Raw genomic sequence first — 12,114 nt, 5'->3', positions numbered from 1 at the left:
TGCCCTAAATGGAGCAGCTAGCGTTGACGTTTCATCGCATTAGCTCAAAACGCATTTGCCTAAAGGTCAGGCTCACCCGCGGCTCAACATCTTTCTTGGTTTTAGGCAGGCTATGTAGCCAGTTTTGTTGTGTAGTACCTTTCATAATTAACAGACTGCCGTGCTCTAAATTAAGCGACACGCTCTCCCCTGTTGGCTTATGCTTAAACGAAAATTTCCTTGCGCCGCCTAGGCTCAACGCCCCGATTGATCCACTCTCAACAAGGTCTTTTTCGGCGTCACTGTGCCAGCTCATGCCTTCATCGCCTGAGCTATAAAAATTACCCAGACACGAATTAAACATCTCCCCGCAGTGGCTCTCCACCACCTGCTTAATCTCTCGTAAAAAATCAGGCCATACTAACGCCATCTTTGTATATCCTGAGTATGTATAGGAAACCGGCTTATCCGCATACCAGGCTATTTTCCTCTTTGTAACGATCTCTTTGCCGTAAATAAACGCACGATCATGCTCCCAGGTTAATTCGCTTAGGCATTTATCCAGATACATATCGGCGGTAACTGTATCCAAGACTTTGCCGTGGTAGTAAACCTCACCATCCCTTGGAAGCAGATTAATCAACTTCATATCGTCGTTTTCAAACAGATCCATTTTCACCCCTCTAATGCCCGAAGCCGCGGAAAGCGGCGCCAGCCGCCCCGTGGCACGAAGCCAACCCCGACGCCTCAAACCATAAGCCTTCACATTCCGGTTTAAAAACACGTAACAAGAGCAAGAAACGGGTTTTTTCGATGCTATCAAAAGCCAATACTGCATTGCCATGGAGCAAAAAACCAAGACACACCCTGACCACTCCAGGTAAAAAACTTAAAAAAGCCAACCATCACTTAGCGGCTTGAGGCTAAGAGAAAATCTTGAAAAGGGACATAAAATGAGAGCAATAGACTATATACGACTGCTGTCGCTAGCCGCTATCTGGGGAGCAAGCTTCCTTTTTATGAGAATCGCCTCACCGGCGATAGGCCCAATCAACACAGCATTTTTTAGAGTCTTTTTTGGCCTCATTGGTTTGGCTTTTATCATCGTTATCATACGTAAAAGTCTGGCGTTCAGAGGCAAACTAGGCAAAATTTTGATTTTGGGTGCTATAAATTCAGGCATCCCATTTCTTATGTACAGCATAGCAGCAACACTACTACCTACTGGCTATTCAGCGATTCTAAATGCGACAACGCCTTTAACAGGTGCCATGATTGGCTTTTTTATCTTTAGCGAGAGTTTAACTATAAAAAAATGGCTGGGCGTAACGCTAGGAATTGTTGGCATCACTGTTATCACCACTGTGGGTGACTCAAGTATCGTTGGCAACATCTATATTGGCGTGGCTGCCTGCATGATAGCCACTATTGGTTACGGCTTTGCTGGCTTTCTTACCCGCAAGTGGATAACCCAACAGGGTGGCCTGGATTCAACGCTGGTTGCGTTTGGCAGTCAAATAGGCGCTACCGCTTTTCTCAGCCCTTTTTTGCTTTGGAATATTTCATCTGGCCCCACTATCGACTGGCTTCAAGGTGATGTGTGGATCAGCCTGTTCGCAGTCGGCTTTTTATGCACCTCCCTCGCTTATATCCTTTATTTTAGATTGATTGCCGACATTGGGCCGTTACGGTCACTCACCGTTACATTCTTGGTGCCACCCTTCGCGGTGTTATGGGGCTTTTTAATCCTTGATGAAACAATTTCCAGCGGATTCTTACTTGGCTCTTTGATCGTTTTACTTTCCGTTTGGCTAATCGTGAGTCCCGATTCTCAAAAAAACAGCCTAACGGGCTAGCTTGTTTCACTGCTTTCGCATTCACAACGGTGTGCAAAGGCAATATACAGTGAGACATCGGAAGTGATTGAGCAAAGCCACATCGCCAGAACATACCGCCAACGCGCTACCCGCGTTATACTGGCGTTTTAGCCATAGCGGAGGAAGACCATGCTTCGGCGTCACTTTTTACGGATTTCGGGTGTACTGCTTGCCAGTGCATGGCTTGCTGGTTGCGCAAGCCCCCAATACTTACAGCTCAGCCCTGAACGCAGTACCCAGGTGCCGCAAGTTGGCTCAGGCCAGCAGGTGACTGTGATTGCCCAGGATGGACGCGAGAGCGACATTATTGGCAATCGAGCAGGTGGTGGTATGTCGACGGCGCACATTACCGTGAGCAGCCACGAGTTAATTCCCCGTCTCCAAGAAGAAGCTGAGCGCGCGGTACGCGATATGGGCTTTAGCCCCACCACCGAGCAGGCCGAAGGCCGCCCGAGCTTAACCCTGGAACTTGCCAGCCTGCACTACGCCCGTGGCGACAGCGGCCAGCCACTGGTAGATGAAGCACGTCTTGAAGGCGTTTTCCGCGCTATTGCTAAAAACAAGGGCACTACCTATACGGGCACCTACACCTCGCGCCGTACCCAGGGCTACGCCCTTAAGCCCGATGCCGACAGCAACGCACGGATGCTTAGCGACCTACTTAGCGATGGCATGAACCGCGCCTTTAGCGATCCAGAACTGGCCAATTTACTCGCACGCTAAGATTACCCTTTATAGAAACACCTCTGACTCGGGCTGCGCCTCTTTACTCCTAGAGCCGCGGCCCGCGTCGTTCAAGTGCCCATACGCTTTCCGTTCGGCCACGCTCATCGGGGCTGCCCTGTTCCAGAAACGTCAGTATGAAGTTGGGGGTGAACAGGCTTTCGATTTCGCTGTTGGGCACGCTATAAGGCGGCCCAGCACTGCCCTCAGGATGCGACAAACTAATCAGCAACCCCTTGGCACCAGGCGGCACCAACTGAGCAAGGTGAAACGCATAGCGCTGCCTTGTTGCAGGTGGCAACGCTATCAGCGAGGCGCGATCATAAAACGCCCCGATCTCGGCGGCTTGCTGGATATGCAGGTGAAAAAAGTCCCCGCACCATAGCTCCACGCTGCCTTGGCGGGAAATCGTAAAATCTGCCTGACGGTAGCGGGATACCGATGTGCTGCGCTGAGCCAAAAACTGCTCAATGGCTTCCGGGGCAAACTCAATTCCCAGAACGGGATAACCCTCGTCTGCCAACCAGCGCATATCAAGGCTTTTACCGCACAGCGGCACCAATACCTTGGTGCCTTTAGCAACGCCGAGCGACGCCCAATGACGCAGCAACGCCGGGTGTGCCTGCTGCAGGTGAAAGCCTATACGCCCTTCTTGCCAGCGCTTGCGCCATTGATCGCTCATTATTTGGCCACCGTGAAGTCGATTGCACTAGCGAAGAGGAGGCTTATCGCGCCGTTAAAACCAGCGGTCACGCTTTTTACGCCGCCGCGGTAGGTGCGGCACAATCAGTCCCACCAACAAGCCTGCGCCAGCCACACCGCCGCCATACATGAAGTAACGCATCAGCAGGTCTTCCTCCTGGGTTTCCAGCCGCGCTTGAAGCGCCCTAACTTGCCGGCGGGACTGCTCCGCTTGCGCATCCAGTTCTTGGTTGCTGGCCTCAAGCTCGGCAATGCGACTCTCACGCAACTCTAGAGTCTCAGTCATTGAGGCCGTACGCTGTTCCCAGGTTTCATTGATGCCCTCAAGCTCGGCGGTGAGTTCCTCTACCTGGGCTTCTAACGCAGGTAGCTGTTCAACCGCACTGGGTGTTTCTTGAAGCTCATTGCTCAACACCCAGACCGCATTGCCATCACTGTTGCGCACTCGGGTGTAGTCACCGCTGGTTTCCAGCACCTCTACCTGCTCGCCTGCGTTGAGCGTGCCAATAATGCGGTAACCATCAGTTGGGCCGCTGCGCACATAGGTGCTCAGTTCATCGGTCACCCAGGCTTGGTTAGCAGATTGGGCAGTGGCATTGAGGCTGGTAACACTGAGTAAAATGCCAGCCGCAGCGGCGTAATTTCGATAACGAGTTCTATTTACTAGCATGACATCATGTCCTGATTAAAAACGCTGCAAGGCGGACGAAGCCAACAGCGCTTATCGCCTAACTTAGCGGTGCGCTTGTCTCATACGCTTACCCTTCTCCGCGCGGGGGCAACGGAAAGGGACGGGGGAACTCCGCTACCCGAGTATCGGTTTTGACCGCTTTCAATGGTCCTTCGCGCTCTACTTCATCAATGCGCACAATCGCATTTAACGGTAGGTAGCTACGCTTGACGCCATCGAAGGTTCGTTGCAATTTTTCAGTTGCAGGGTCAACCACTACCCGTGAAGCATCGTCAAAGACAAACTCCTCGACTTCAATAAAGCCCCAGAGTTCGCTTTGAAAGATTTCTCGGACGTATAAATCCCAAATTTCACCCTGCTGGTGGACCACCACACGGTAGATCGGCTTGGCCGCCATCTTGGCCTAATCCTCTTGCCATTCGTACATTAAAAGTTGAACCGCCTAGCTTACCATATTCCCATCGCCGCGCCTTTAGGCTTAACCCTTAGCAAGCTTAGCGTTAATACGACGGACAAAGCGCTCATTAGCCGGGCATGCGCCTCTCATGTATGGTAGCTAGCGTGGTTTAGCAATAATATTTTTTCACCAAGTAGGAGTCATCAACATGCAGAAGGATCCAAATAAGGGCTATATCGCTCTGTTAGGCTGGAGCCTCAATGCGATTGAAGCGGCCGAAAATTTTGACCGTCGCTACATTGTCGTTGCACCTGATTGGGCGGAAGAGTATTGCCAAAAACACGACATTCCCTACGTGCCTTGGAATTTCGAGCGACTCAATGACCGCTCGATGGAAATTGCCGAGACGCTTAAAGAGAAAGGCGTCGATGTCGCCATTCCGCTCTACGAAGAGACCGTTGAATGGGCCGGGGCCATCAACTCTGTGCTACTGGATAACCCGCGCCTTTACGGTCAGTCGTTGCTGCTACGCGATAAAGCGTTGATGAAGCGTCGCGCCCAACTCGGCGGCATCCGTGTGGGTATTTTTGAAGAAGCCCACGATAAAGAAGATGTCGTGCGCTTCCTAAAGCGCGTTAACCAGACACTGCTTAAGCTGGACGGCGACCCCAACGACCCGATTCACCTTAAAGCGTTTGATAAAGCAGGCTGTCTTGGTCATCGCGTTATTCGTACCCCAGATGAAGTCGATACCATCCCGGAAGAAGAGTTCCCGGTACTGATGGAATCGCACCTGGATGGCTGGGAATTTGCCGTTGAAGCATGGGTTCACGATGGCAAAATCGCTTTCTTGAACATCTCAGAGTACGTGACGCTGGGTTACTCAGTGTTTGTGCCCGCATCGCCTGAACTTGAGATTTACCGCGAGCAGATCACCCAACAGATCGAGAAGTTAATTAAAGCGTTCGACATTGAGTTTGGCTTGATCCATCCGGAATACTTTGTCACCAGCGATGGTGAGATGTACTTTGGCGAAGTAGCTTACCGTCCGCCCGGCTTCAAGGTATTCGAGCTGCTAGAGCGTGTTTACGGCTTCAATGCTTACCAGGCTTCCATGCTGGTGTTCGACCCGAAAACCACGAAAGAAGAAGTGGCCACGTTCTTTCCGAAAGAAGTGGTCGATGCCGATGGCTTTGCCGGTTGCTTTGGCGTTTACCCCCGCCGTCGTGTGGTCAGCCGCTTGGAAATTCCCGAAGAGACCGAAGATCACCCCTACTTCGAGTCTCATGAGCTAACCTCACCAGTAGAAGAAACCGTTACTAAACGCACCGCGTTTGGTACCCATTGGGGTCTGGTCTACTTCAAAGGCGAGGATGCGCATACGATTCGCGATCTGCTAAAACGCCAAGAAGACCTCGACTTCTATGTATAATCCCCGCTAACGCTGGGATAAGGAGTCACCGTGGAGACAGATCAAGTGACGTCTTCTCAAGAAGATAGCAAGCTCAATGGATTGTTGAGCAAATTTGATGACGCCGTTCGCCTGCTTACCCAGGCGCCCGCCTTCTCAAAACCCGCCAAGCTGCCGCGTGTGATGGACACTGCGCGTCGAGTACTGCTTCAGGACGGCGGTTGTGCAGCACTGGAGACCCGCGCGCAAGCGTTTGAGGACTCCGGTGTATTTTTGGGCTCCGATTGGGAAACACCCCAATATTTGGTGCCGACTCTGACAACCTTCTCGCTGAAAAGCGCGGATGCCAATGTTGTCGTCATTGAGGCGCTAAGCGAGCTTCGGCTCCTAGCTGTGGCTAAAGGCAATTTTGAGCATCCACTGGTGTCCGCAGAGCATGCTCACCATTACCTGACTCAGGTAATGGCGATCAATTTGTGGCTACTGTTTTTACCGCCCAGCGAAGCGGAGCGGGAAACCCAGGGGCGCCTGGCCACTATTCCCCGCCAGCTTTTCCAGCATTTAGCCGAGCGCATCGGCTACGAGCACATTGTTGATCGCCTGATCGATGAGATTTGGCGCATTTTAAAACAGCGCCCTATTCAGGTTGATTCGATCAAACAGATGATCACCCAAATTGCGCTGTGTCAGGCCAACCCGGAAATTGATCTTGGCGCCAGCGGCCAGGGCGCCGACCGCCTGGTGAGTTCGCTTTATGGCCCAACTCAAGCCTGTCGTGAAGACCCTGGGGTCGACGTTTACCGTGATCGGTTAGAACGTATGGATCAGGCTGCTTTGCAGGCTGAATCCACCGGTTTCGCCCGGGCGATGCACGACACCGGCCTGGTATCGCCATATCACGCCGTATTACTGCGTCATCTACTCGAAGAGGGGGATCACTTACTCTCCGAAGCACTGGGCCTTTCATCTACCGGCCGCGACTGCCTGCTCTGCTACCGCGAGCTTGTTCAAGCGCTAATTCGTGGCGGCGTTTACCCTGCTACCGCTCAAGCGGTTTACGGCCTGGCGCTGATGCTTGAACGCGGCATTCTCTATCAGCCGCCGGTAGCACCGGCAATGTGGCGTCAGCTTAATCTACCGCTATCAGAGTGGGCACAGTCGCGACTCTCCATGGCCTATGGCGACACTGTTTCTCCCCGGGCACGCTTGATAGAGGGCGTACTCTGCATGCTGGGATTACCGCTAGGCGTTGGTCAGGGCAACAACCCTACCTGCCAGTCGGCACGGGCACTCTCCATGTGGGCCTATAACGACCCAGATTACCTGCTGCAGATGGTGGCCTGGGCTGCCCGGGATGACGAAATCATTATGCATTTTGAAGGACAAGCCATTTCATCAATGGCGAGTCTCTCAGGTGTGGCGACCCAGTTACCCATCGATCTCGACCCGGTTTCGCTGATTGTCGTGCCGCACTTGGATCGAATTTATGCCGAAATGGGCCGGCGCTGCATTGGCCGTGAAGGTGACCCTCACCGCTGGGTGAATCCTGAATTTCACGGCTGGTGGTCTGGCCGCGGCTTTCGCATCAATGTCGACGTTGCCACCGGTCAACTAAGCGATGTGGACGACTTTATACGCCACTTCTTCGCTTACTATCACCCTTATTACAATGGCAACCAGCCGCTGATTCACCCTCAGCCAGCGGGCATTGCGGTCACCGATAGCGCGGCGCGTTTTATCGGCTGGCACGCGATTACTATTTTGCGGGCCTCTCTCGACCCCTCTGATGTTATGCGGGTTTACTTCTATAATCCCAACAATGATAGCGGGCAGGATTGGGGCGATGGCGTCATTGTGAGTACATCGGGCAATGGTGAACGTTTTGGCGAAGCCTCGCTGCCTTTTGAGCGCTTTGCATCGCGGCTGTATATTTACCACTATGATCCCCTGGAGCGCGTTGACATCGCCGACGTCACCAGCGAAGAGGTGGAAAATGTCAGACACTTCCTGCATCGGAGCTGGGGAGCCTCGCGCCTTCCACCTACCGAGCTACAGGCGGATCAAGGCTCCAACTCAACCCTCCCCCATTCACCGCTACCCGAAACGCCTCGCGACGAAGGGTAACAAGTACGCTTAGCGACACTTTCAATCACTATGATGCGACTCGATCAATTGTTGGTCATCCAGGGGCTGGCCAACTCGCGTACCCGCGCCCAAAGGCTTATTCGGCACGGGCGGATACGGCTTGCCGAGAACGGTAAGCCGTTAACCAAAGCATCCGAAAAATGGCCCGACGATACCCGGTTTGAAGTAGAGGACGATCCCGAAGAGCGCTATGTGTCCCGAGCAGGGTTGAAATTAGAGGCGGTGCTCACAGCGCTTGAGCTGCGTTTTGATGACGCTGTTGTGCTCGACATTGGTCAATCAACCGGCGGCTTCAGCGACTGTGCGCTGCACTTTGGCGCCCACCATGTGATTGGTGTAGAGGTTGGCCACGGACAGCTTGCACCTGAGTTGCGCAGCGACCCACGCGTCACCTGTCTAGAGGGGATAAATGCGCGCTCGATGAGTAGTAGCGAAGCCCTCAATAGCGCGCTTGCTGCTTTCCCCATTGATAGCGCCATCATGGATGTGTCGTTTATATCGCAAACGCTGATTCTGCCCGAGATTGCTGCCCTGCTGCCAGCGGGCGGTCAGTTGATTTCGCTGGTGAAACCGCAGTTTGAGCTAAGCCCTGGCGCCCTGGATAAACGTGGCGTGGTACGCGACGCTAAACGCTTTGCAGAAGTGGAGGCCAACATTCGTCGCAGTTGCGACGCCTGCGGACTTACCATTCAACATTGGCAGGAGAGCCCGATCACCGGTGGCGACGGCAACCGAGAATTTCTCCTGCATGCAGTAAAAGAGCCTTAAAAAAGAGAGCTTAAAGTGCATTACGTAGACGCAGGGGGCAACTGATTCGCCGACTGCACTTTAACCTCCTCGCCTTGCTCAGGGTGTAGCCACACATCCATCTGCTCAAACGCCACGCGTATACCCGCTTCGCGAAACAGCGCATCTATACGGCAGTTGATTTCATCGGCAGCAAACAGCCGGTCGAGCAGATCATTGACGAAAATACGCAGTTCAAAATTGAGGCTGTGCTGTCCATAGCTTAAACAGAAAACCTGAGGCTCTGGGTCGGTTAGCACTCGGGGGTTTTCGTCCGCCACCTTACGTAATAGCTGGTGCACCTTGGCCATATCGGAGCCGTGGGCCACACCGTAGGTGAGCACAACACGGGTGATATTATCCGACAATGACCAGTTGATCAGTTGGTCAGTCACAAAGGTTTTATTGGGGATAATAATCTCTTTACGGTCGAAATCGGTGACAGTGGTCGCACGGATACGGATACGGCTGACGGTGCCGTGCAAATTTCCCAGGGTAATCGTATCGCCAATCCTAATCGGGCGCTCAAACAGGATGATCAAGCCCGATATAAAGTTGGCAAAAATTTCCTGCAAGCCAAACCCCAACCCCACACTCAAGGCGGCCACCAGCCACTGCAGCTTGTCCCAGGAAACGCCCAGGGTCGACAGCCCCATGACAATCCCCGTACCCACAATGGTGTAGGAGAGCAGCGAGCTAATGGCATAGGCGCTGCCCTGTTTCAATGACAGCCGGGATAGCACCATCACTTCTAACAGGCCGGGTAGATTGCCTGCCATGATAAAGGTAATAGCGACAATCAGCAGTGCAGCAAAGACGTCGGATATCGATAGAGCGTTATCGACCAGATCCCCTTCTTGCGCCTCCCACAATGACACGTTGTCCAAATAGCCGAGCACCGAGAGCAAGTCTGACCAGACCAAATAAAGCAGCGCACTGAAGCCGATCAAGACAATCAACTTGGAAAGCCGCAGCGACTGGCTATTGATCTGCTCCATATCCAGCGGCGGCTCTTCCACGACTTCGAGACCACCTTCCGCCCCTTCCTGCACCTGAGCACGACGGCGCGCCAGAGCACGGCGATAGGCAAGCCGCCTTGCAGCCACCGCAAGGCTTCTTACCAAGGTCGCCTCCACCACAACCCATAACCCCAGCAAGTAAAGCGTGATCGCGAATCGCCCCACTAGGTGCAACGCGGTGTATTCGTAGCCCCAGACTACCAATCCCAACAGCATCAGCGGCACCGAGGCCATCGCAAGCCCCAACAGCAAGCGAAACAGGCGCACGCCAAAAATAGGGATATGCGCCAGTATCAACTGCGCCAGCCACCAGCTCATCGCCAACAACCCAAGCGACAGCAACCCCAACGCAACGGGACGCAGTGCCAGCGGGGTTTCCATCTCTCCAGACATCGCCGCAATGGCTATGACAGGCACCAAGGAAATGCCTAACCCACCTAACAGCTGGCGTAACCGAGCGTTGTAGTGCGCAGACCAGGTAAAGTGGCGCTCGGCCACGCCATCGGCGACCAATAACCTGCGGCCCCAGGCGACCACCGCCCAACTTAACGCCAACTGAAGCAGCGCAGGGGCAACGCTATTAGCCAATGGCCCAGTTGCTCCCAAGAGCCCAACCCCAACCCCGGCCAAGGCCAGCGGGCCGGAGAGCGCTAGCAGCGCATTCAGCAGCACCGCTTTGGGGGTATGCAGCTGGGTATCGCTTTTTAACCGACCAATCTGCGAGTGCAGTTTGTCCAATCGGGCTTTAATCTGGCGTCGTGACCCGATTAATACCAGGCTTAATACCATCAGGGGCGCCCCTCTGAGCACCTCCCAAGAGAGCCCTTTCCAGCGAGTGGGTAAAATGGCTCGCCACTCCCCTTCCTGCCACTCCAGCTGGAGGTTGCGGGGCAATTGACGCAGCCAATTGATATCCAAAGGGCGACTATTAGCAACCCAAAACAGCTGCTCATCAATGGTTTTACGCAGCTCACTGGTCGTTGTGACCAGCTGCTGCTGGTTGAGCTGAAGCTCAATCGCCGCACTTAATAAGCTGCCGTAAGACTGTTCCAACTGCTCGACCAGCTCACGGCGGGATTGATAAAGCTGCGAAAGGGAATCGATCAGTCCCGGCGTCGCCTCTATGCCCTCCTCGGACAGCCGCGTAGCAGCATACTGTTCGCTTTGGCGTAGCTGATCGCGCTGGCGGACTAAATCAAACTGCTTTAAGCGCAGGTCGGCAATTTCGTCCTGCAAATCCCGGGGCGCAGACAACGGAGGCAGCGACTTGCGCTGTTCGCGCAGAATTCGCGACAGCAGTTGACTGCCGCGAATAGCCTCGATTTGCTCATTAAGGCTACGCTGTAGCTGACGCACGTTCTCCAACTGCCGCTGGGCTTCAATATTGTCACGCACAACAGTGTTAGCACGGTCGGTTGCCCGTAGCAGCTCCAGGCTTAGGGTCTGGTTGGTTTGCTGCGCTTGCACCACCACCGGATGTCCCGCGGCGATCAGCGGGTTATCCCTGGCAGCGTCGGCAATGGCTTGTTCAGAGGCCAACCGACGCTGCCGATCAATCACCCCTTGTAACATCGTTAGCTGCTGCTCTTGATAATCGACCTGCAGCATCAGCACATCGCGCCGCTCCTGAGCTAATTCGCGCAGGCGGCTGTTAGCGCTTAGCTCGCGCTGATAAAAGCTTACTTCGCGTTCGGCCAGCGCCCGTTCAAGGCGTAATTGGATCAGTTGCGCATCGCTAAGGGCAGAAAGTTGACGATCCGCCAGCAAAGCCTCGCGCTCATCGTGCTGTCGGCGTAAACTTTCCGCGCGCTGAAGGGTTTCCGCAATGGATTGCTGGGCCCGCTCAGGGAGTGTTTGAGCGGCTAACAGTTGCGAGTTCACTTCCGCCAATTGGCTTTGCAACTGCTGCAACTCGACCACGGCGTTAGTTTGCAACGTTTCCAGCTCGTCGAGGGGGCGGTCGCTCAAGTCGGCAACCGTTAGCTGCTGCGAAGCTTCTTCCGCTTCGCTCAACTCGCGCTGCAGGCGTGCTAACATTTCAGGGGCTTGTTCTACCCGGGTATCTAGCGCGGCAAGACGCTCGTCAACAGAAGCCAGCCGCTCATAAGCTTCGAGGGCCGCTTCCAGGGCCTCTTTATCGTTGGCCTGCTGGGCGGTCAAGGGTTCTTCAAGGGCTTCTAACTGAGCAAGCCTTGATGCCAATTCAGCCTGCTCGGGCACCCGCTCCAGCATATTGGTCTGAAGCGCAGCGTAGGCTGGATTAATAGCGACACTGCTCATGACAAGCAGCAGCAACAAACAGGTTATACTCCACTTACAGGCGCATCTCACCACGTTACGTATCAACACGTTACTTAGGGCCTCGCTGGCATCAAATGCTCCGC

At 54.0% G+C, this 12,114-nt stretch carries 10 protein-coding genes; 5 read left to right on the top strand and 5 right to left on the bottom strand.

The annotated features are described in order from the left end of the window. Positions 1-31 precede the first annotated feature (31 nt). Positions 32-652, bottom strand: coding sequence for an alpha-ketoglutarate-dependent dioxygenase AlkB family protein (locus tag RO22_RS19410; RefSeq protein WP_035537972.1), 621 nt, complete (start codon positions 650-652; stop codon positions 32-34). A gap of 280 nt (positions 653-932) precedes the next feature. Between RO22_RS19410 and RO22_RS19400 the strand changes: the two genes are divergently transcribed. Further along, positions 933-1,835, top strand: a complete 903-nt coding sequence (locus RO22_RS19400) for a DMT family transporter (RefSeq protein WP_027958421.1) — start codon at positions 933-935, stop codon at positions 1,833-1,835. Positions 1,836-1,985: 150 nt separating this feature from the next. Next, on the top strand, positions 1,986-2,579 hold the full coding sequence (locus tag RO22_RS19395; protein ID WP_027958420.1) for a YajG family lipoprotein: 594 nt from the start codon (positions 1,986-1,988) through the stop codon (positions 2,577-2,579). Between the two features lie 49 nt (positions 2,580-2,628). Here the strand turns inward: RO22_RS19395 and RO22_RS19390 are convergent, their stop codons facing one another. From RO22_RS19390 to RO22_RS19380, 3 genes are all read right to left on the bottom strand, one after another. After that, positions 2,629-3,261, bottom strand: coding sequence for a Thiopurine S-methyltransferase subgroup (locus RO22_RS19390; RefSeq protein WP_009287977.1), 633 nt, complete (start codon positions 3,259-3,261; stop codon positions 2,629-2,631). Positions 3,262-3,315: 54 nt separating this feature from the next. Next, positions 3,316-3,951, bottom strand: a complete 636-nt coding sequence (locus tag RO22_RS19385) for a TIGR04211 family SH3 domain-containing protein (protein WP_009287976.1) — start codon at positions 3,949-3,951, stop codon at positions 3,316-3,318. A gap of 88 nt (positions 3,952-4,039) precedes the next feature. Continuing rightward, complete coding sequence (locus RO22_RS19380; RefSeq protein ID WP_022522794.1) at positions 4,040-4,369, bottom strand: DUF1820 family protein; 330 nt, start codon at positions 4,367-4,369, stop codon at positions 4,040-4,042. A gap of 208 nt (positions 4,370-4,577) precedes the next feature. Here RO22_RS19380 and RO22_RS19375 point away from each other — a divergent pair, with 208 nt between their 5' ends. From RO22_RS19375 to RO22_RS19365, 3 genes are read left to right on the top strand one after another with little or no spacing between them, the layout of a single operon-like run. Further along, on the top strand, positions 4,578-5,801 hold the full coding sequence (locus RO22_RS19375; protein WP_009287975.1) for an acetyl-CoA carboxylase biotin carboxylase subunit family protein: 1,224 nt from the start codon (positions 4,578-4,580) through the stop codon (positions 5,799-5,801). A gap of 30 nt (positions 5,802-5,831) precedes the next feature. Then, complete coding sequence (locus RO22_RS19370; RefSeq protein WP_009287974.1) at positions 5,832-7,904, top strand: hypothetical protein; 2,073 nt, start codon at positions 5,832-5,834, stop codon at positions 7,902-7,904. Between the two features lie 30 nt (positions 7,905-7,934). Then, the gene (locus RO22_RS19365) at positions 7,935-8,693 is read left to right on the top strand and encodes a TlyA family RNA methyltransferase (RefSeq protein ID WP_022522792.1); all 759 of its coding nucleotides are present in this window, start codon (positions 7,935-7,937) and stop codon (positions 8,691-8,693) included. Positions 8,694-8,713: 20 nt separating this feature from the next. Here the strand turns inward: RO22_RS19365 and mscK are convergent, their stop codons facing one another. Then, entirely contained in the window at positions 8,714-12,028 is a 3,315-nt protein-coding gene (gene mscK, locus RO22_RS19360) for a mechanosensitive channel MscK (RefSeq protein ID WP_411906791.1), read from the bottom strand. Between the last annotated feature and the right edge of the window lie 86 nt (positions 12,029-12,114).

The organism is Halomonas sp. KHS3 (assembly GCF_000830495.1).
Lineage (GTDB): Bacteria > Pseudomonadota > Gammaproteobacteria > Pseudomonadales > Halomonadaceae > Vreelandella > Vreelandella titanicae.
This window is presented reverse-complemented; position numbering and strand designations above follow the sequence as displayed.

Excerpts from the sequence above, each read along its gene's own strand:
- RO22_RS19410 (WP_035537972.1), bottom strand. The coding sequence starts at position 652 with ATGGATCTGTTTGAAAACGACGATATGAAGTTGATTAATCTGCTTCCA.
- RO22_RS19400 (WP_027958421.1), top strand. The coding sequence starts at position 933 with ATGAGAGCAATAGACTATATACGACTGCTGTCGCTAGCCGCTATCTGG.
- RO22_RS19395 (WP_027958420.1), top strand. The coding sequence starts at position 1,986 with ATGCTTCGGCGTCACTTTTTACGGATTTCGGGTGTACTGCTTGCCAGT.
- RO22_RS19390 (WP_009287977.1), bottom strand. The coding sequence starts at position 3,261 with ATGAGCGATCAATGGCGCAAGCGCTGGCAAGAAGGGCGTATAGGCTTT.
- RO22_RS19385 (WP_009287976.1), bottom strand. The coding sequence starts at position 3,951 with ATGCTAGTAAATAGAACTCGTTATCGAAATTACGCCGCTGCGGCTGGC.
- RO22_RS19380 (WP_022522794.1), bottom strand. The coding sequence starts at position 4,369 with ATGGCGGCCAAGCCGATCTACCGTGTGGTGGTCCACCAGCAGGGTGAA.
- RO22_RS19375 (WP_009287975.1), top strand. The coding sequence starts at position 4,578 with ATGCAGAAGGATCCAAATAAGGGCTATATCGCTCTGTTAGGCTGGAGC.
- RO22_RS19365 (WP_022522792.1), top strand. The coding sequence starts at position 7,935 with ATGATGCGACTCGATCAATTGTTGGTCATCCAGGGGCTGGCCAACTCG.